The 20,366-nt window shown below is 57.2% G+C and carries 13 protein-coding genes and 1 pseudogene; 3 read left to right on the top strand and 11 right to left on the bottom strand.

From position 1 onward, the window contains the following. Positions 1-12: 12 nt before the first annotated feature. Positions 13-1,317, bottom strand: coding sequence for a fumarylacetoacetase (gene fahA / locus QFX16_RS04650; RefSeq protein WP_283183003.1), 1,305 nt, complete (start codon positions 1,315-1,317; stop codon positions 13-15). Between the two features lie 3 nt (positions 1,318-1,320). Further along, the gene (gene hmgA, locus QFX16_RS04645; protein ID WP_283183002.1) at positions 1,321-2,625 is read right to left on the bottom strand and encodes a homogentisate 1,2-dioxygenase; all 1,305 of its coding nucleotides are present in this window, start codon (positions 2,623-2,625) and stop codon (positions 1,321-1,323) included. A gap of 164 nt (positions 2,626-2,789) precedes the next feature. On the opposite strand from hmgA, the gene QFX16_RS04640 reads away from it, so the two are divergent. Continuing rightward, positions 2,790-3,572 (top strand): IclR family transcriptional regulator, encoded by a 783-nt coding sequence (locus QFX16_RS04640; protein WP_283183001.1) that lies wholly within the window; start codon positions 2,790-2,792, stop codon positions 3,570-3,572. Between the two features lie 17 nt (positions 3,573-3,589). Here the strand turns inward: QFX16_RS04640 and QFX16_RS04635 are convergent, their stop codons facing one another. The 4 genes and pseudogenes from QFX16_RS04635 to QFX16_RS04620 all read right to left on the bottom strand — a co-directional run bounded on the left by QFX16_RS04635 (position 3,590) and on the right by QFX16_RS04620 (position 13,079). Beyond that, positions 3,590-7,036 (bottom strand): dermonecrotic toxin domain-containing protein, encoded by a 3,447-nt coding sequence (locus QFX16_RS04635; RefSeq protein WP_283183000.1) that lies wholly within the window; start codon positions 7,034-7,036, stop codon positions 3,590-3,592. Positions 7,037-7,201: 165 nt separating this feature from the next. Next, a complete protein-coding gene (locus QFX16_RS04630; RefSeq protein WP_283182999.1) occupies positions 7,202-9,754 on the bottom strand; it encodes a LuxR C-terminal-related transcriptional regulator in 2,553 nt (850 codons plus the stop codon). 141 nt (positions 9,755-9,895) lie between these two features. After that, positions 9,896-11,262, bottom strand: a pseudogene (locus QFX16_RS04625) (DUF1329 domain-containing protein). Between the two features lie 23 nt (positions 11,263-11,285). Beyond that, on the bottom strand, positions 11,286-13,079 hold the full coding sequence (locus QFX16_RS04620) for a DUF1302 domain-containing protein (RefSeq protein WP_283182998.1): 1,794 nt from the start codon (positions 13,077-13,079) through the stop codon (positions 11,286-11,288). An 840-nt stretch (positions 13,080-13,919) separates the two neighbouring features. Here QFX16_RS04620 and QFX16_RS04615 point away from each other — a divergent pair. Next, positions 13,920-15,971 carry a pyocin-S2/colicin E7-DNase domain-containing protein gene (locus tag QFX16_RS04615; protein ID WP_283182997.1) on the top strand — a complete coding sequence of 684 codons (2,052 nt, stop codon included), beginning with the start codon at positions 13,920-13,922 and terminating at the stop codon, positions 15,969-15,971. Between the two features lies 1 nt (position 15,972). After that, entirely contained in the window at positions 15,973-16,224 is a 252-nt protein-coding gene (locus QFX16_RS04610; protein ID WP_283182996.1) for a bacteriocin immunity protein, read from the top strand. Between the two features lie 168 nt (positions 16,225-16,392). Here the strand turns inward: QFX16_RS04610 and QFX16_RS04605 are convergent, their stop codons facing one another. The 5 genes from QFX16_RS04605 to QFX16_RS04585 form a co-directional block, all read right to left on the bottom strand. Further along, the gene (locus QFX16_RS04605) at positions 16,393-17,304 is read right to left on the bottom strand and encodes an SDR family oxidoreductase (RefSeq protein ID WP_283182995.1); all 912 of its coding nucleotides are present in this window, start codon (positions 17,302-17,304) and stop codon (positions 16,393-16,395) included. 112 nt (positions 17,305-17,416) lie between these two features. After that, positions 17,417-18,319, bottom strand: a complete 903-nt coding sequence (locus QFX16_RS04600; protein ID WP_283182994.1) for an alpha/beta fold hydrolase — start codon at positions 18,317-18,319, stop codon at positions 17,417-17,419. Beyond that, entirely contained in the window at positions 18,319-19,101 is a 783-nt protein-coding gene (locus QFX16_RS04595) for a class II aldolase/adducin family protein (protein ID WP_283182993.1), read from the bottom strand. The genes QFX16_RS04600 and QFX16_RS04595 overlap by 1 nt, the downstream gene beginning before the upstream one ends. 147 nt (positions 19,102-19,248) lie before the next feature. Next, positions 19,249-19,935 carry an LrgB family protein gene (locus QFX16_RS04590; protein ID WP_283182992.1) on the bottom strand — a complete coding sequence of 229 codons (687 nt, stop codon included), beginning with the start codon at positions 19,933-19,935 and terminating at the stop codon, positions 19,249-19,251. Beyond that, positions 19,925-20,311 carry a CidA/LrgA family protein gene (locus QFX16_RS04585; protein ID WP_033057893.1) on the bottom strand — a complete coding sequence of 129 codons (387 nt, stop codon included), beginning with the start codon at positions 20,309-20,311 and terminating at the stop codon, positions 19,925-19,927. Before QFX16_RS04585 ends, QFX16_RS04590 begins: the two co-directional genes overlap by 11 nt. Positions 20,312-20,366 lie beyond the last annotated feature (55 nt).

The following is a 20,366-nucleotide window of genomic DNA, read 5'->3' as shown; positions in this document are numbered from 1 at the left end:
GACCCGATCCTCTTAGCGCGCCGGCAGCACTTTGCCGCGGCATTCACCGAAACCGATGGAGGCAAAACCGTCGCGGGTGCAACGAGCCCGCAGGATGATTTCGTCACCGTCCTCAAGGAACTTACGCACTTCGCCGGACGCGAGTTCGATCGGTTTTTTACCGCCCTCGGTGATTTCCAGCAGGCTACCGAACTGACCGTTTTCCGGCCCCGACAAGGTGCCCGAACCGAACAGGTCTCCGGCCTGCAACTGGCAGCCGTTGACGCTGTGGTGCGCGACCATTTGCGCCACGGTCCAGTACATATGTTTGGTGTTGCTGAAGGTCAGGCGATGGGCCGGCAGGTTTTGTTCGCGCAGGCCTTCGGTAAGCAGCAGCACTTCCAGTTCGATGTCGAAGGCACCCGCGGCCTGATCGCGCTTGTCGAACAGGTACGGCAGCGGCTGCGGATCGCCTTCCGGACGTGCCGGCTGAGCACGACGGAACGGCTCCAGCGCTTCGGCAGTCACCACCCAAGGCGAGATGCTGGTGATGAAACTCTTGGACAGGAATGGCCCCAGTGGCTGGTATTCCCAAGCCTGAATGTCGCGCGCCGACCAGTCATTGAGCAGGCAGAAACCGGCGATGTGATCGGCAGCGTCACCGATGGCGATCGAGTCACCCATCTCGTTGCCCTGACCGATCCAGATGCCCAGCTCCAGCTCATAGTCCAGACGTGCGCACGGGCCAAAAGTCGGCTCGGTCTGGCCGGCTGGCAATGTCTGGCCTTTCGGACGGCGAACGTCAGTGCCAGACGGGCGAATGGTCGAGGCGCGGCCGTGGTAGCCGATCGGCACATACTTGTAGTTCGGCAGCAGCGGGTTGTCGGGACGGAACAGTTTGCCGACATTTTGCGCGTGCTCGATGCCGACGTAGAAATCGGTGTAGTCGTTGATTTTTGCCGGCAAGTGCATCTCGCAATTCGCCGCCAGCGGCAGCAGTTTTGCGCCTTGGGCTTCGATCTTGCCGTGCAGGGTGCTGCCTTCTTTGAACAGTTCCAGCAGGCGTTCGCGCAGGGCAACGCGAGCCTCGCGACCCAGTTCGAAGAACGCATTCAACTGGCCGCCACGGGTGGCTTCGACAGCAGTTTTTGCGACGCCATCGAACAGCCCGGCGTCCAGTGCAGCTTCCAGATCAAAGATATGTTCGCCAATGGCCACGCCACTGCGCGGTGCCGAACCCTTCACGCTGAACACGCCCAGCGGGAGGTTCTGCAGAGGGAAATCAGCATGGCCGTTGGCGGAGGCAACCCAGCTACGAGTGATGGAAGTCTGAGTCATGGGTTATCTCCGGGTCGGGTCGAAAGTGGCGGGCAGCGTGGCCCAGCAGGCATCGTAGTTGTTTTGCAGTTGCGGGCAATCCAGCGCGAAACGGCTCGGGCGCAGCACCTGGCTGGTCTCGAACATGAAGGCCATGGTGTTGTCGATTTTCGCTGGCGCGAGTTCAGCGTTGATCGCCTTGGTACAGGTTTCGCCGTCCGGGCCGTGGGCGCTCATGCAACTGTGCAAGGACGCACCGCCGGGCACGAAACCTTCGGCCTTGGCATCGTACTCGCCCTTGATCAGGCCCATGAATTCGTTCATCAGATTGCGGTGGAACCACGGTGGCCGGAAGGTTTTCTCGGCGACCATCCAGCGTGGAGGGAAGATCACGAAGTCGAGATTGGCCAGACCGTGGACGCTGGTCGGCGACGTCAGGACAGTGAAGATCGACGGATCCGGGTGATCGAAACTGACCGTGCCGATGGTGTTGAAACGACGCAGGTCATATTTGTACGGCACGTTATTGCCGTGCCAGGCGACCACGTTCAGCGGCGAATGGTCGAGCTCACAACCCCACAACTGGCCGAGGAATTTCTGCACCAGCGTGGTCGGTTGCTTGAGGTTTTCGTAATGCGCGACCGGGGTCAGGAAGTCCCTCGCGTTGGCCAGGCCGTTGCTGCCGATCGGCCCCAAGTCCGGCAGGCGCAGCGGCGCGCCGTGGTTCTCGGCCATGTAGCCGCGAGCTTGCGGGTCGAGCAGTTCGACGCGGAATTTCAGACCGCGCGGCAGCACGGCGATTTCCAGTGGCTCCAGTTCCAGCACGCCCAATTCGGTGGCGATGCGCAGGCGTCCCAGTTCCGGCACCAGCAGCAGTTCGCCGTCAGCGTTGAAAAACACGCGCTCCATGGAGCGGTTGGCGCGGTAGCTATAGATGCTGATCCCGGCCGGTTTTTCCGCACCCGAGTTGGCGGCCATGCTCACCAGCCCGTCGATGAAATCGGTTGGCTCGCTCGGAACATCCAGCGGGTTCCAGCGCAGACGGTTGGGGGTCACTTCACCCAACGGGCCGCCGGCCAGTTGCCGATCCAGTTTGACGAACGCCGGGTGATTGGCCGACGGCTGAATGCGGTACATCCAGGTGCGCCGCGCTTCGCTGCGAGGCACGGTGAATGCCGTGCCGGAGAACAGTTCGGTGTAGAGACCGTAAGGCGCTTTTTGCGGGGAATTCTGGCCGACGGGCAGTGCGCCGGGCAGCGCTTCGCTGCTGAATTCGTTGCCGAAGCCGGACTGATAAGCCAGCTCGGGCGCCGTTGAATCGAGGTTCATGGAGCCTCCTGAACAGGGAGTAGGCATGGCCCGTTGCTCCATTGAAGAGGTCTCGGCACGCCCGGGTTATTTTTATCGTAATTCGATTACGCTTAACGTAATTTGATTGGTATTGACCGTCAAGCTATAAAGACGCCCATTCGTCCCGGGATCAGACCGCCTCCATGGAAACGCCGCGCAGCAACGATAAACAGAAAGTCCGCTCGGCCGAGGTCGGCACCGACATCCTCAAGGCCTTGGCCGAGTTATCGCCATCGACTTCACTGTCGCGCCTGGCCGAACACGTACAGATGCCGGCGAGCAAGGTTCACCGCTATTTGCAGGCGTTGATTGCCAGCGGTTTTGCTGAACAGAACGCAGCCACCAACCATTACGGTCTGGGGCGCGAAGCCTTGCGCGTCGGACTCGCCGCACTCAACAGTATGGACGTGCTGAAAGTCGGCGCCCTGCCCCTGGCCGAATTGCGCGATGAGTTGAACGAGACCTGCTTTCTGGCAGTGTGGGGCAATCAAGGCGCGACCGTGGTGCACATCGAACCGGCGGTGCGCGCGGTGACGGTGGTGACGCAGTTGGGTTCGGTGTTGCCGTTGCTCAGTTCTTCAACAGGGCTGGTGTTCGGCGCCTATCTGCCGAAGCGTGAAACCGTGGACTTGCGCGAGCAGGAGCTGCAAAGCGGCGCTTCACATGCGCTGGCGGACGATCAGGCCTATAAAGCGTTGTGCGAACAGATCCGCGAACGCGGTCTGCATCATGTACATGGCTTGTTGATGCCGGGGGTCGACGCCTTGTCGGCCCCGGTGTTCAACGCCGTCGGACAGGTCGCGGCAGTAATGACCATCGTCGGCCCGACCTCGTTGTTCCATGCCGATGAAAACGGCCCGGCAGCGCAGCGCTTGCTGGCAGCGACCCGGGCCGTTAGTTGGCGAATGGGGTATCAGCCTGAGTAACGGCTGCCCCCGCGAGATCAGCCTATGATTCGGGTTTCACTGTCCGAAATCACGTACGTGGACGTCATCGCAGTGACATAGTCGACGCCCACCGGAACGCCGGTCGCGGTCGACACGATGTCCGAGATGTCCTTGATCCGCGACAACAGGCCCACCGCCGAAGTCGACGTGCCGACCCCCGCGACGATGCCCACATACAAGAGGATGGCGCCTCTCCAGGCCGAGGTGAGATGGGCTTTGCCGGCATCTTCATCGCCCAGGCTGTAAGCAATCACACCTTGAACGATCGAGCGCGTGATACGCAGGACGCTGGCCACCAGAGCAACTGGAGGGACAAACAGCGAGATGACGTCCACCACCAGCTCCGCACCGACCATCACATTACGCCAGAAGATTTCCCCATGCGTGCTCGTCTGATAGTCGACGTCGTAGATAAGCCGCAACACCATACTGTCGTATTCGAACCTGAAGTGGGTCACAGCGTAACTGTCTCGCAACCTTGGCGTCGGCAAGGCACCTGGAGTGTCGCGGCAGTTGTCGACATAACTTTTCACCACGCCTCTGTCTTCCAACCTGACAAGTCCGACAACATGGTTGCCCAGTGCGCCCCCCTTCAAGCCCTGAGTCAACGACTCAATAGGACGAAATGCCAGGCCATCCGGTGCTTTCGGAATGTAGATCAGGTATTCCAACCTGCCAGCCACGTTGCGCCCGAACGTATAGGCACCCTCCAACCGTCGCCCCTCGAGCGCCAGCGTATAAACGCCTTCGCCTGGCGCGACGCCCGTCAGGAACGGCACCGGATTGTGAGTACGATCATGATCCAGCCCCTCGATCAGCCCCTTGAGCCAATTGAAGTGTTCACCGGAAAGAGAGCCCTGCATTTTTTGCGTCAATGCCGCCCTGAGCATTTCGTTCTGCACGGTTTTGCAGTAAAGCTTCGCCTTGAGATCATAAGAAGGTGTTGTCAGGAAATCCTGCCGCAGATATTGCTCATATTTCTCGCCCGGCAATAAATTGATCAACGCAGTGACAGCGGCTGTACCCAAGCGCCCCAGCGGCGAGTTGTCCAGGGAGCGGAACGACACATATTCATCAGTACTCCAGATCTGCCACTGAATGAACACATTGGTGAGTGTCATCCAGTCGTGTCCACGCAACTTGACGTTCACCCGATCCGGGTCAATTTCCGGATGCGGGCCAGATCGACGCAAATAATCGTTCAACGCCTTCATGACCAGATTTCGTGAGAAGACGGAAAACGTTTCGATATGTAGTGGTTCTTTTGATAGCTGGTAGATGGCTTTGAAATCCGTGTTCAACCTGGTGAAAAGCTCGCGATCTTGCGCAGCGGCCTTTCTGTACCAGCCGGGTGTGACCACCTGTTCTTCAGCAATTTCCCAGTCGATGATTTTATGGATGGCGCCCATGAACGGCCCGCCTTCCAACCCGCTCGCCCATTGCACCAAAGCAACGCCGTCCCACCACCACCGTTCGGACACCGTCGCCGACTCGACAAAGGAGAGATAGTTCTTCACGAACTTCGCACGATCGATGTTGAAAGTCTGCCCGATCAGGAAGTCACGATCGCGCTGCTCGAAACCCCAATTGATGAACTGTCGCTTCAACGCCGTCAGATCGGGAAACTCATACCATTGCTGCCCCGTCGGGGCACCGGGAGCGTAGAGTACATGCATCGAATTATCAGGCATTGCGCCTTTTGCACGATAAACGATCATGTCTTTGAACGGCCGGTAATGGCTGCGAAAAGCAACGCCGCATGCCTCCATTCCCGGATCGCCAAACAGATAACGCTGCGAAATGTCCTGTGCTTTCGGGCTGATATGGTTTTGAAGTAACGCTGCGAAGTTACTGAGCGCAGTTTGCTGCCCCAATACTTCCTGCATGGCTTCTTTTACTTGCGGATCGCTGAGGCGATGACTTCGTTCATTGGCGTATTTCAAACGAAGATCAAATTGCCGGATGGCGTATTCGATATTGGAAGCTGACAGTCGTGGATTGTTGTGGAAGGCTTCGAACTGAATCGAGTATTGCCCTGCCGCATCATGCACACCGTACATGAACAGCTGCGTCAGGGTTTTACGCTGGACATGCTCGATGTTCCTTGCCCCCATACGCACCCAGTGTTTCACGACTACCCAAACAGTATCGGGATCAACACGATTGGCATCGCCCTGGGAGATATGTTCTCCGACGACACCCCGCACATACTCCTGAAATGAGGAGAGCCCCCCCATCGCCTCATGCAATGCCACCTGGCTTTTGAGCAACGCCTGTTCCAGAGAGGCAAATACTTCCTGATTGGTTGTGGAAGTGTCCTTCAGCCATTGCGGCCGGGCGTTTTTTGAAATCAATGCGAGCAGGTTGGCGGTTCGGCCCTTGGCATCGTCGATCACTTCATTCAGGCCATGAGCCGACTCAATTGAACGTACAACGCTCTGCAGGTCCGCGCCCGGCGCCAGTAATCGACGAAGACTGAAAGCAACGTCACGCCGTTGTTTATCCAGCAGATTGTCGATGACGTTCTGGAAAATTTCGCCATGGGTTTTCAAATACCGGATATCAGGCGCACTTCTGACGTGTTCGGCGTCCTCCAGTGAAACACCTTTGAGCAACCGCACCCGGCTGTTCGCGTCGCTCAGGCGCTGCTCCAGCGAGCGGTGCATCAATGCCGACGTCCGGTACGTTTCCAGCCCTTTTGCGGGGGTGTAAAGGATGACCCAATCATCGCTGGCAGGTACAAGTTCGTCGCTGATCTGACCATTCAGACGCATGGCGAAACAACAGGCCAGCGTTGCGAATCGTCCACTTTCGAGTTGCAATGAAAGACTGTAAGCCGGGGTCTGGGGATTGCCCCTGAGAAAAGCTTCAAAACTGAGATCTACCTCCGGCATCACCCCTTGCACTTGTATCATTGCTTTCAACTCTTGCCAGAAAAGCGCCGCATACACGTTGCGCAGATCACTGCTGCGAGAGCCCAGTTCACGACCCTTGGCATCCTTGCCCACAGACGCTGCCCAGCGTCGATCCAGGTCTTGCGTGTATTTTTGCGCCAGCGTACCCAGCACATCGCCGATCAGCGCCCCCAGAGCAACCACGTCCAGACCGTCGACCCGGTCCAACTCATCCATGGAGTCGGGCCAGTCATAGACGCCGTACTGACTCGCGTCATAAACAGGAGCACGCCCACGACTCAGACATTCCATGAACACGTCCATGAACAGACCGGTCGGCTCCTGATTCGCAATGCCTGAACGTCGGGCATTGATGTAAGTCCTGCTGATGTAGACCTCCGGCAACAGCTGCTGAAGTTCCTTTAACAAAACGTCTTGCAGGATTGATTTAAACGACGGGGTTTTCTTCAGCGCTTCTTCCAGCGCGGTAAAACTTTCAACCACCTTTCCCAGATTCGCCTGTATCAACGATATTTCCTGAACGCCCATATACATATTCCATTAATGCACTTTAAAAAATCAGACAACGAAAAACTGCCTGAACCAGTGCAATTAACTTAACGCAATAAAAACCAATAAAAACACCCACAACCCTTTGCAAAACATTAAATACCCAGGACATCAAAACAGATCCACAACATTATTAAAAAACAATTAACCGCACAAACCCAGCATTCTTGCCCTTGCCACTGCATGCGTCCTGCGCTCAACCCCTAACTTTCCATGAATCCGCCGGACATGTGTTTTAACGGTATGCAATGAGATGAACAACTTATCGGCTATTTGTCGGTTCGAATTCCCTGACGCAATCAACTCGAGCACTTCCAACTCCCTCAGGCTCAGTGGACTCTCATTAATACCTTTGTCAGGAAATGGCTCGTTATTAGCTATTTGCAGTTCCGATAAGAGACCGGGACAACGCCGATTCAACTGCGCCAATAACTGCTGCAAGTTACAACGGCTCGCCTTCTCTTCGCCCATGTCGAAAAACTGCCGGGCACTCTCCTGTTCACCCATCATGAAGGCCGCCTCGGCCATCGCCAGCAGAAGCTCGGCTTCCAGGCTGACCATCCCGTTCGCTTGCGTGTGTTCAAACAGGGTTGAGAGCCGAGCCAAGGGATCCTCCACCCCTTGCAGTTTGACCTCAGCCAGAATCAACAAATACTCAATCCGCGGAATCAACTCCAGTGTCGCCGGGGGGGCCTGCCGGGCCTGTGGCCCCCGATAATGTTTGAGCACCCGGCTCAACGCCTCACGGGCCAGTTCGGGACGCCCCTGTTGCAACCAGAGCTGGCTGCTGACTTGCAGCAGAACGCCGCGGTAGACCATGTCCGGAATCTGCCGCTGCTGCATCAATCGCTCAGCATCGCGCAGGCGGACGAAGGCTTGGGCGTAGTCGCCCTGATTGGCGGCCAGTTCTGCCTGTCCGAGAAAACCGTACAACGCACGCTTGTCTTGATTGCGGACGCAGTCCTCCAATCCGGCCTGAAAAAACTCCGCTGCCCGTTCATCCAGCCCCTGACACAAGGCCAGTCGCCCACGGCGCAAGGCAATTCTCCCCAGTAAAGGCGCTACGCGGTCAGATTGCAGGCAGAGCAGTTCATGAATATTGGCAAGCAGACTTTCAGCGCGCCCGGGGGCGCCACGCTGCTCCAGCAACTGCGCATGATCGAGTTCCATCAGGCCCTCGAACACCAGCGAACCTCGTGCCCGCGCCAGGCACAGCGCCTCGCGGTTGTGGGCTTGCGCCACGTCGAGCTCGCCCCTTAACAACGCCTGTTGCGTCAGACCGGACAAACACATCAAGCGCGCCGTCCAGCATTCGGGATCGAGCGCGCTCAACGCGTCAAGAAAGTGCGCGTGCGAAGCCTCCATTCGTCCCTGTAAATGCAGCAACCAACCCTGCAGGGCCTGCCAACGTGCAATCAGTTGACGCTGAAGCACGGCCGAAGGTTGAGGCGTGAAATGCGCCAAATGAGCGATACAGGCAGTCGCCTGTTCGAAACGTCCAGCGAATAACAGCGCAGCTGTAATCAATCCGACCAATTGTGGGCTGCCCAGCGTCAGTTCCTCGCCTTGCTGCTCATGCAAACGCAACAACAGCACTACCGTTTGCTCCTCGAACAAATGCTCGAAACTGAAGTGCTGCAACAGGCTGACGGCGACCTCGAACTCTTCAGCCAGCAGCGCTTGTTCGAAGGCAGCTTTCCAATCGAGTTCGGCCGCAAACCACTGGCAGGCACGACGATGCCAGGAACGTCCCGCCGGCCATTGCTCATCGCGCATCAACTGAGTGAGTGGGGGGAAAATCTGCAGCCAGTCTGCCGAGCCCTGCCAAGGCTCGATAAAACAACCCAGTTCTTGCAACGTCCTCAAACATTGCGCACCTTCACCCGCGCCAAACAGGTGATCGCACAGCCTTGCATTGAATCGCGGTAAATGGGCGAGTACGCGCCAGGCTTCCGTCAGCTCCGGCGTCAGCGTAATGAACAACTCATGCTCCAGATAATCGAGCAAGGTGTTCGTTCGGCTATGTAGCGTGTTGTTGTGTGACCAGTCGCATTTTTGCAGCAGCGCAATCCGTACGCCGGCGCACCAGCCGCCACTGTGCTGGATGATCTTGCCGGCGACGGCGTATGCATCCGTGGGTGGCAGGTGGTGCAACAGCATGGCGACTTCAGCTTGATTGAACGCCAGCGTGGCGCGCTCGCACTCATACAACTCATCATCGAGCAGCAAGCGCGGCCAGTTGCATTGCGGGCGACGGCGGGCGCCCAACCACCAGGTCAACATCGGGCTGCTGACCGTTAGCATGCGATCCAGCAGCAGGTCCAACTCGGGGTTCGGGACGCGGCAATAGTCATCGAGAAACAGCCAGGTCGCCGTCTGTGACCGCGCCAGATACTCCAGCAACGCGGGCTCATCCGACGAGTTCAGCCCCAGCGCCTGAGCCAACCGCTGCCGAAAATCGACCACATTGATCGGCTCTCCCACCAACGGCAACCAACAGACCTGACACTGCGCGGGCGCCTGCAACAGGCACTCGGCGAGCAGCGCACTCTTGCCACTACCGGCAGGCGCACAGAGCAATTTCACCCGCGCCGTCGATGCCAGTAACGGTTCGATCAACCGGTCGCGAGACAGGTGGTGTGAAGACAGACGGGGCAGGTGTCCAGGACGATCCAGACACAGCGTCATGGCGGTCATAGTGGTGCGCCTTTTTATAGTTGTGGCGCCACCCTAGCCCTCTCTTTGCAGCTTGTTGAAGAAGTATTCAACACACTGATCGGCACCTATAAAAAAGGTGACCATGAGGTCACCTTTTTGTGTAGGAGCCTGTAGGACTGATTACCTCACCCCTGTACTCCGCAAGGCTGCTGGCGTGTAGTCCCCTGCTTTGGCATCAATGTTGAATTCGAAGCTGCGCTTTTCCTCGTTCTTCATCCCCAACGCAATGTAGCGACCGGCAATGAGGTCATACAGGGCTTCGACCGTATAGGCCGGAACCTGGTGATCGTAGTAGAACTGAGCGTGACCTTCTGCGACGCGCCACAGCTGACCGCGACCGTCGTAGTGATCGGCCAGCGCCACCTGCCAGCTGTCTTCGTCGATGTACATGTGACGCTTGGCATACACGTGCCGCTCGTTCGGCTTGACCGTGGCCACGATCTCCCAGACCCGGTGCAACTCATAGCGGGTCAGATCCTGATTGATATGCCCGGCCTTGATCACATCGGTGTACTTGAGGCTGGGCGAGTCGAGCTTGTAGCTGTTGTAAGGGATGTACATTTCTTTCTTGCCGACCAGCTTCCAGTCGTAGCGATCCGGTGCGCCGGAAAACATGTCGAAGTTGTCGGTGGTGCGCAGCCCGTCGGACGAGGTCCCCACGCCGTCATAGGCCACTTGAGGCGCACGGCGCACACGTCGCTGGCCCGCGTTGTAAATCCAGGCCTTGCGCGGTTCCTTGACCTGATCGAGGGTCTCGTGAACCAGCAACACGTTACCCGCCAGGCGCGCAGGCGCGGTGACTTCCTGCTTGAAATAGCTGAGGACGTTTTCATCGCTGCCCGGTTTAAAATCACCGAGCAACGAAGGTACCGCAACCTCGTCCTTGAATCGGATGACGGTGAAATCACCATTGGACTGAGGCGTTGCCTGGGTGATGGTGCGACGCAGGTTCCCGCCGTGATAACGGGTGATATGGTTCCAGATCACCTCGACACCGTTCTTCGGAATAGGAAAGGCGTAATAGCGGTTGCCGGTGAAATTGGCCAGACCGTTACCGTCGTTGATCGGCGTCACGTTCAAGGCGCTGCGCTTGGCCGACTCATCGATGTCCGCTGGTACGGCCACGGTACGGTGGGTTGGATAAACCGGGATCTTGTAGGTCTCGGGGTAGCGCTTGAACATCGCTATCTGGCCATCGGAGAGCTTGTCCTTGTATTTGTCGACCGTCGCCGCGGTGATGGTAAACAGCGGCTTTTCATTGGCAAACGGGTCAGCCAGGAAACCTTTACTGTCCACCGCGCCGCGTTTTTCGGGATGCCACCGGTCCAGGCCGGGATCGAGCCATCGGCATTGCCGGCCTTCTCGGCGCCCAACGGCGTGAGGCTGGTGCCGAGTTTGTTCGCTTCTTCCGGCGACACCGCCGCCATCACGTTGGCAGCCAGCAGACTCAAGGCCAGGGCGCCGCATTGCAGAATCATCTTGCGCATTAAAATCATCCTTCTCAGCCAGATCAGAAGTTCACGCCGAAGCTCAGCGCCAGGAAGTCGCGGTCTTCCAGGACGTTGTAGTCACCACCGAAGAAATCGGTGTAACTGAGGCTCGCGGTATAGGTGTTGCGGTAGTCGGCATCGACGCCGACGCTGACCGCCTTGGCGCCTTCGTTGAACAGCCCGTTGGGGCCGTAGCCGGCGACGTCGTGGGACCAGGACAGGTTGGGCTTGAGGTTGATCCCGGCGATGACGTTGTTGTAGTCGAGGATCGCGCGGGCGCGGTAGCCCCAGGAGGTCGAGGTGACAAAACCGTCGGTATCGCCGCCAAAACCGTACTGGCCATAGACCGAGTCACGGCCGTAACGCAGTTTGGTTCGCGATTCCAGACCACCGACTCGCACCACCGCCGCCTCGCCGACCAGGGTCAGCCGCTGGGCACCCAGCACTTGGTCGACGAAGTGGGTCAGGGTGCTCTGGATCTGCGTCACTTCCTTGCGGCGGTAACCTTTGTTGTCGGCACCTGGCGTGGTGGCGATAGGCGATGCCGCGCCGCCTGCGATCGGGTTGAGCAAGGCCAGAGTCAGGTCGTTGGTGTTGACTTGTACCGGAGCGTTGGGGCGATAGCTGATCTCACCAGTCCACGCCGTGCCGGTAGGCAAGGTGGTGGAAAAGCTCGCGCCGTAGAGACGAATGTCTTCCGGGTACTCAAGGTAATACTGGCCGCGTCCGAGCATCACACTCTGAGCCAGTGCAGACCCGGTACCGGGCGCGATTCTGTTGGCGGCACCGACAATGGCCGGGATCCGTGCCAGCGTTGTCAGGCCGGCAGTGGTGGTGCCGACCGTCGGGCTACGGCTGTGATAGTTCATGAAGTACAAACCGTACTCGGTGTCGTCGCCGAGCCAGCGCAGCGCCGTCCCCCACTGCCCGGAGTCGCGGGCGTCGCGGTCACCGCCACGCGGTACGATCACACCTTCCTGACTGACCTCGAAGCCTTGGCCAAACGCTGCAGCGATCGGTTGCAACGGTGCGATCGCCGGGCTGGCAACCGTGTAATTCTTGTTGCAGCCGTCTGCCGCCACATCGACACCGAAGAAGGTGCCGCAGTTATCGAGAACGGTCTGGTCCCACTCCAGTTGATAGAAACCTTCCACCGAGAGTTGGTCAGTCAGGCTTTGCGAGGCGAACAGCATGTTCACCGGAATCAGGCCTTCCTTGATTTCGGCGCCAGGACGACGGAACGCTGAAACGTCGATCGGGTTGATGCTGTTGATCGAGTTGCCGATGAAGGTACTTTCACCCCAACTCACCACCTGCTTACCGGCGCGCACAGTGCCCGGCAGATCGGCGATGGAATAGTTGTGATAGACGAAGGCGTCGAGCAGCTGCGCCCCGGAGGACTTGGCGCCTTCTTTACGACCGCTGTCACTGATCGGCTTGAACTCACGATCCTCGTCCTTGAGTTCGAAGTCATACCAGTACTTGCCACGCACGAACACCCCGGTGTCGCCGTACTTCAATTCAAGGTCATGAATACCCTTGAAGATCTTGGAGAAGGTTTCGCCCTTCTTGAAGTTCAGCCGCCCGTCATCCCCGGTCGAAGACTGGCCGGTCCCGCCATTGACGACGCCCACCAGGGATTTGTCGGCATCGCGCATGCCCCAGCTCGCGCCGACGGATAGCGAAGAGTCAAAGGTCCCCTCGATTTCCCCGATGTTGAATGAAACAGCCTGCGCCTGGGCACAGCAACCCAAGGCCACCGCGGCGGCCAGCGCCTGCGGTTTGAAGATGGCGCGCATTGTTGTTTTTGTCATGCGTCTTCCCCGGTGAGTGACAGAAGGCCACACCCTACTGCCGCACGTTGGGAGCGATAAGCGCACCAAGGAGGTATTCGCGATGTACCTCCTAAGGATGAATGCCCACATGGAACGGGGATTTGCGCGGGTTATGGATGGGCTGGATGGGGGGTTATCAGTCAGGTGCATAGGGCGTTGTGAACGCAAACCTGTAGCAGCTGCCGAAGGCTGCGTTCGGCTGCGCAGCAGTCGTTTAATCAACCACCTCGGTATTTCAGGATGACCGTGCAGGCAGGGTTTACGACTGCTGCGCAGCCGAACGCAGCCTTCGGCAGCTGCTACAGGAATGAGATCCCCCATGAGGAGCGGAACTGTTGCCGATACTGCAACAGTGCATGTCATGAATCGCTGTTTTTCCTTTTGGCTCAAGGCCTTATTCTTGCCGGGCTTTCACGGCAAACGGCCGGAAAGCACGAAGCAATGGCGGTGGCTAGTCCACGCCGTTAGCGACAGATTTCAGATGAATTGAAGATTTTCGGTTCATCGCCCTGTGTTCACTGACGTTGATTTATTGCTCCTTGATCAATCGTCTTACTTTGGCCGCTGCGTTTGCAGCGGCCTTTTTTATGGACGAGTTTTGTCCCATTGCTGAATTCCCCTCGTTAGAGCAAGTACTGCTCGACAACTAGAGAATGTTCTTACATAAATTAAGGACTAATCTTTATATTCACAAAAACAGCACAAAACTGCGCACATTCCAAATAGAAACCACCTACAACCTTCTCGGACCCAGCCTCACCCGCCCTGACGTAAGCTTGTTCAACACCACCGATTAATTACGTTCATGGAAGATCCAAAATGTCAGGAAAACACGGCCCCCCACACGAATTACCGGCAACTAGTATTGTTGGACAAAGCACTACCATTGAATTACCAACAACTTATGTTGGAAAACAACCGAAACCTGGAAAGCACCCAAATGGCGGTGGGTTCAGCGTTCCGCCGACACGTCCAGGGGGAATAGGCCCTGGCATTACATACAAGGAACATTTAAGAGGTCAAACTCTGAGGAACGTCGCTGCTACGGAGAAGTCAGCACAAAATGACTACGCGGTGAAATCCCAGGACTTGCCAAGAGCAACGGAGGTCGAATTCGCATATTTTAAAACCCAATACCCCGCTACAACATCTACACAGACACAGGCATACCAACACGAACTAAACATCAGTAATATTTCAATTCAGCAGAAAACAGTTGAACTGCATGTACAAACAGGGATCGCCAACGCGTTCTACGGGCACAACCCTCTCAATGCGACAGTAAAAGACTATATCGCCAAGGTAGAAACTCTGGAGAAAACTGTACAGCCTTATGGAACAGCTTATAAAACATGGGCTAACTCCTACAAAGCTGCTTACTCTGCAAAACTACTGACAGAGCAAATTCAGCTTTTAAATAACAAACAAGTCCATGTGCAGAACCTTCTTGCCGCTGCGCATGCGCAAGACCAAAGGCAGCAAGCATCTGATCAGGAAGCTCGACGGGTAGCTGCTGAACAGGAGCGACTGGCGAAGGAGCAAGAAACAAAACGCGTAGCCGCTGAAGAGGCCCGGTTGGCAGCGGAACATAAAGCACAACGCGTTGCCGCCGAACAGGCGCGATTGGCGGCAGAACAAGAAGCACAACGCGTTGCCGCTGAAGAGGCCCGCAAAGCGCAAAAGAAGAGAGCAGCAGAGGAAGCTGCTGCCAAAAGCCGTGCAGAACAGGATGTACGATTGAAATATCTTGGCTCCTGGTCGGAGTCGTTAGATACCGACCAAGCCAATCGCCTGTTCCCCGTATCGGGTTCAGCGGCTTCGGTAGTTCCGGTATTTACCGTAGCAACAGGAAGCATCTTTACAACTGCGAATAACGCTTTGGCAATCAAGGATGCACTGCGATTGGCAGTAGCAGCAGTTATTGCAGCATTTACCACGTCTACCGGTGTGGTAATTGGCGGATTTGCGGCGCTCCTGTTCCCCTCGCCACTTAGTAACAGCGAGCTCTACGCTTTGAGCGTCCCGCTCTCGGATCTCACTCCCGACGATCTCGATGACTTGTACGCCATCGCCGAGGCCAGTGGGGAAATCGAATTGCCGGTATCCATCGGCTCGAGAACTGTGGATGACACCATAGAGTTTGTTGTCGCCGCCACAAACGGAACGACGGTGCCTTCCAAGGTATTGGTGCGGCTCGCAACTCTCGATCCAGGCCAGAATATTTACAGGTCCTACAGCCCAGATGCACCTTCTATCGGCATGACCTGGACGCCGATTGTTGAGCAAAAAAACGCATCAACAACGTCTCCGGCTCGCGAGTCGAGGATTTTCATTTACAACGGCACTACTCCGGCCCCTTTGGAAGGAAGACTTGATGAATATCCGGAACTGGATCTCTACAGCTTTGGTGGTTTCATCAATGTCTTTCCGGCTGAATCGGGTATTCCTCCGATCTACACGATGTTCAGGGATCGGCGGGATGATCCCGGAGTGGCTAGTGGGTATGGAGAGCCAGTATTGGGTATTTGGCTGGGATCAGCCTCGCAGGATAATGGAGCGGTGATTCCCAATCAGATTGCGGATAAACTTCGAGGACAAAATTTTTCGAGTTTCAGGGCTTTTAGAGAGGCTCTCTGGAGAGCTGCAATTGCCGACTCTGAGTTATCCAAACAGTTTACTGCCAACAATATTCAAGAAATGAAAAACGGAAGAGCCCCTTTTTCGCGAAAAGACGACAGGTCAGGTGGCAAAGTAAAATTTGAGTTACACCATGTGAACCGTGTTTCTAGAGGCGGCGAGATCTACGATATCGAAAACATCCGAATTGTCACTCCCAAACGACACTCCGAACTACACAAAGGAGGAAACTGACATGAGCAACATTTCCGATTACACCGAAGAAGAATTTCTTGAATTTTTAACTGAGATCTGCAGATCGGAATACCCGACTGAAAAAGAACAAATAGCTGCAGTACTTTTGTTTGAGGAGCTGACGGAGCATCCAGACGGTTCTGACTTAATTTACTACGCAGACTCAGACGAAGACTCCACCCCCGAAGCCATCATTAAAAAAGTAAAAGCCTGGCGAGCTGAAAACGGAAAACCGGGTTTCAAAACCGAATAATAAATAAACGCGATGACTATTCAAACCAAGTGCAAACCCGACTTCAGCCGCTGCATTTTCAGCGGCTATTTTTATAGGCGACTATCCGACTGAGTTCGTCACATACAAAACGCATGTCTGAAACTCCACTGGTCCCAAGCCGCGTCCCTGCGACTCATGGCACAAGGCTTAAATCGAATATTTCTGCAAATTCGCCATCATTTCCTTCAACGCTTCAAGGTTGTCCTGCGGATGCACCGCGCCTTCGAAATCACAAATCTGCTCCCAATGCGCTGCCACATCTTCGGGGGAGAAACCAACCCGAGGATCAAACCCCGCGCCGAGGCTTCGTTCCCAGCGCACCTTGCCCATCCAGCCGCCACCGACTTCAAACAGCCCGGAGGTTTCCTGGCAGTTCTCGCTGGCGAGGTACACCACCAACGGGCTGACCAGTTCCGGTTTGAGTTGTTCGAAGACTTGCGGCGGGATCAGGCCTTCGGTCATGCGGGTGCCGCCGGTGGGGGCGATGGCGTTGACCAGGATGTTGTTCTTGCGGCCTTCGATGGCCAGGGTGCGGGTCAGGCCGTAAAGTCCGAGTTTGGCCATGCCGTAGTTGGACTGGCCGAAGTTGCCGTAAATGCCCGAGGTCGAAGCGGTGAAGATGATGCGGCCGTAGTTTTGCTCGCGCAGGTACGGCCAGGCGGCGCGGGTGACTTTGTAGGCGCCTTCGACGTGGACGCGGTAAACCAGGTCCCAATCGCCGTCTTCCATTTTGTGGAAGGTTTTGTCGCGCAGGATCCCGGCGTTGTTGACCACTACATCGACACGGCCGAAGGTGTCCAAGGCGTTCTGAACGATTTTGTCGCCGTCGGTGACGGAGTCATGGTTGGCCTCGGCGATGCCTCCGGCCTCGCGAATTTCGGCCACTACCCGATCGGCTGCCGAAGCGTTTGCGCCTTCGCCCTGAGCCGAGCCACCGAGATCGTTGACCAGCACTTTGGCGCCCTGTTTGGCGAACAGCAGCGCGTGGGCCCGGCCCAGGCCGCCGCCTGCACCCGTGATGATCACGACTTTATCTTCGAAGCGCACAGACTCATTCATTGGGGGGACTCCAGCAGGCCAGGGGACAATGAGTCCGAGTGTCAGGCACGGCGATGCGGGTCACAATGAACTGGGGTGAGGCTGAATGGTGCGCAATAAGGCAGGGGGATAATCAGGAACAGGCGACCTTGCGCGGCGGTGAAACCAACTGATCGCGAAACTCCAGATAGTGCTTGAGCACCTGCCCCGGCGCCTCGGTTTGCGGGTAGTGGCCAATGCCGGGCAACAAGACCGTGTCCGGGTTCGGGATCAGTTCCCGATAGCGCTCGACCATGTGCGCGCCCGAGATCGGATCGACCTCACCATCGATCACCCGCAACGGCACTTCACCACGCTGCATCGCGCTGACCCAACGCTCGCGCTGGGCACGCCGCTCAGGGATGTAGGCGATCAATTTGTGCATGATCCGTGGCCCTTGATTGCTCTCGATCAAGCTCCAGAAATCATCCATCTCGCTCTCTGTGGGGCGACTTTGCGGACCGAAAATCTGCCGGAAACTCTTCACCAGACCGTCACGGGAAAAGGCTCGCCCGATCATCCAGCCCAAGGGGCTGAGCAGAAGTTTTTGCATCAGTATCGGGCGATGGGTTTCGGGAAAGAGGCCGCCATTAAGGAACACACAACTGGCGATATGGATGCGTGCTTCGTAATGCCGGGCCAACAGTTCCTGGGCCACGCTGTCGCCATAATCGTGGGCCAACAGGTGCACCGGCTGCTCGACTCCCAGGTGTGCCAGCAAGGCCTGTTGCAGATCGGTCTGCTCCAGCAGGCTGTATTCGTGATTCACCGGTTTGGCGGAGTCGCCAAAGCCGAGCATGTCGCAGGCAATCACCCGATAGCGCTGGGTCAGCGGCTGCCACAGGAAGTGCCAGTCCCAACTGGCGGTCGGGAAGCCGTGAATGAGCAACAGTGGTTCACCCTGCCCGGCCGTCCAGTAACGGATGGTCTGGCCACGGAATACGAACGTCTGGCCGCGTTTGCGCCAGACACACAGGGGGATCTCGGCGAGTGCCATTAGAGTTTATAACCCGCGTCTTGTTTATCGAGTTTGCGCAGCAGCGCTGGCCAGGCCAGTGCGCCGCCCATCCCTTGAGCACTTTTGGTGACGCCGGCGATCATTGCCTTGGCGCCTGCCAGAATCTGCGGTTCGATGGCGATTAACTCGGCGCCACCGTTCTGCGCGAGCACCTGGATATCGCAGGCGCGCTGGAAGGTAAACATCATCAGGAACGTGTCGGCGATGGTCGCGCCGCAGGTCAGCAGACCGTGGTTGTGCAGCATCAGGAAATTGTTTTCGCCGAGGTCGGCTTGCAGTCGCGCCTTCTCTTCATGGTTAAGCGCAACACCTTCGTAGGCGTGATAAGCCAGGCTGGACAAGACAAACAATGATTGTTGGCTGATCGGCAAAATGCCTTGTTTCTGCGCCGACACCGCGACACCCGCCGCCGTATGGGTATGCAGCACGCAGACGACATCGTGACGAACCTCGTGCACCGCACTATGGATGGTGTAACCCGCCGGATTGATCTCGTAAGGGCTGTCCATCAGCTTGTTGCCGGCCTGATCGACCTTGACCAGGCTGGACGCGGTAATCTCATGGAACATCAGCCCGAACGGGTTGATCAGAAAGTCTTCGGTACCGGGGACCTTGGCCGAGATGTGGGTAAAAATCAGGTCATCCCAGCCATGCAGGGCGACCAGACGATAGCAGGCGGCAAGATCGACGCGGGTCTGCCACTCAGCGGCGCTGACCTGATCTTTGACACTGTGTGGCGATTGGACGGGGGCTACGTTCACGGCAAGGAACCTCTGATTTTTATTCTTGGGGTTTCTATTGTTTACCGACGTTACAACAGTCTAGTCACGCCCCGGGGATCGTGTAGTTGCATTGGCAGCCAGCTTGATGGCCTAGCGAGTCAGTGCGCCAACGAACGTGGATCCATGTCAAAGTACTGCCGCCAACAATGGTGCGGCGAACAGGTTCAGCAACCCCGTCAGAACCATGACTAACCCCGCCACCGAGCCCTCTTCACCCCCCACTTCATGCGCCCGACTGACCCCGGCACCGTGCGCGCCGACGCCATACAAGGCCCCTCGAGCCAAGGCGCTGTGCAGGGGCAACCACTTGAGCAGAATGCCGCCGAGCATCGCCCCGAACACCCCGGTGAACATCACAAACACCGCCGTCAGTTCCGGTACGCCGCCGAGGTCCTGGGCCAGCGGCATGGCAAAAGGCGTGGTGATCGAACGTGGCACCAGCGACATCGTCACCGAACTGTCCAGCGCCAGCGCCTTGGCTAGCCCGAACGAACTGCCGATGGACGCCACGCTGCCCGCCAGCATCCCAAGCAACAACGCCGACCAATGCCGCATCAGCATCTGCCGCTGCTGCCAGATCGGTACTGCAAAAGCGACGGTAACCGGCCCCAGCACCAACATCAGCCAATGGGTGTTGCTCGAATATTCGGCATACGCGGTGTGCAGCGGCACGGCGAGAGCCAACAAAAGAGCTGGGACCAGAATCAGTGGCGACAGCACATAGTGCCCAGAGCGTCGGTAGATCCAACGGCTGAACAAATAGGCCAGCAGCGTGAAGGCCAGCCAGAACATCGGCATCAGCTCAAGCTTCACGAGACCTCCTCAACCGCACCACCAGTTCCACGGTAAATGCGGTCACCAGCATCACCATCAGCGTGCTGACGCCGATCACCAGCAAAATTCGCCAACCGTCGCTGCGCAGCAGACCGCCGTAATCGAGCAGGCTCATGAGCGCCGGAATGAAGAACAACAGCATCTCGGCCATCAACAGGCCGGCGCCCATTTGCAGCGCTGCCGGTTTGACCACTCCCAAAGCGAACGCCAGCAGCAACAGCACCATGCCGATGACACCACCGGGAATCGGCCAGGCAAACCACACGGCCATCTGGCAGCCGAGCAGATAGATGGCCAGTAGCACGGCTAATTCGGTCGCCAGTCGAGCCAAGCTTTTTAAGGTTGATGCGTTCATGTCTTCGGTCCTCCCAGGTGCTCATTTTACGGAGCGGGCTGCCATAGCCGAAGCG

It is taken from the genome of Pseudomonas svalbardensis (assembly GCF_030053115.1).
Classification (GTDB): domain Bacteria; phylum Pseudomonadota; class Gammaproteobacteria; order Pseudomonadales; family Pseudomonadaceae; genus Aquipseudomonas; species Aquipseudomonas svalbardensis.
Note: the sequence above shows the minus strand (reverse complement) of the source record. Positions and strands in the feature narration are given on the sequence as shown.

Bases quoted from the DNA above. Each gene is read 5' to 3' on its own strand.
- hmgA (WP_283183002.1), bottom strand. From the start codon at position 2,625: ATGAACCTCGATTCAACGGCGCCCGAGCTGGCTTATCAGTCCGGCTTC.
- QFX16_RS04635 (WP_283183000.1), bottom strand. From the start codon at position 7,036: ATGGGCGTTCAGGAAATATCGTTGATACAGGCGAATCTGGGAAAGGTG.
- QFX16_RS04615 (WP_283182997.1), top strand. From the start codon at position 13,920: ATGTCAGGAAAACACGGCCCCCCACACGAATTACCGGCAACTAGTATT.
- QFX16_RS04630 (WP_283182999.1), bottom strand. From the start codon at position 9,754: ATGACCGCCATGACGCTGTGTCTGGATCGTCCTGGACACCTGCCCCGT.
- QFX16_RS04620 (WP_283182998.1), bottom strand. From the start codon at position 13,079: ATGACAAAAACAACAATGCGCGCCATCTTCAAACCGCAGGCGCTGGCC.
- QFX16_RS04610 (WP_283182996.1), top strand. From the start codon at position 15,973: ATGAGCAACATTTCCGATTACACCGAAGAAGAATTTCTTGAATTTTTA.
- QFX16_RS04585 (WP_033057893.1), bottom strand. From the start codon at position 20,311: ATGAACGCATCAACCTTAAAAAGCTTGGCTCGACTGGCGACCGAATTA.
- QFX16_RS04600 (WP_283182994.1), bottom strand. From the start codon at position 18,319: ATGGCACTCGCCGAGATCCCCCTGTGTGTCTGGCGCAAACGCGGCCAG.
- QFX16_RS04605 (WP_283182995.1), bottom strand. From the start codon at position 17,304: ATGAATGAGTCTGTGCGCTTCGAAGATAAAGTCGTGATCATCACGGGT.
- QFX16_RS04640 (WP_283183001.1), top strand. From the start codon at position 2,790: ATGGAAACGCCGCGCAGCAACGATAAACAGAAAGTCCGCTCGGCCGAG.
- fahA (WP_283183003.1), bottom strand. From the start codon at position 1,317: ATGACTCAGACTTCCATCACTCGTAGCTGGGTTGCCTCCGCCAACGGC.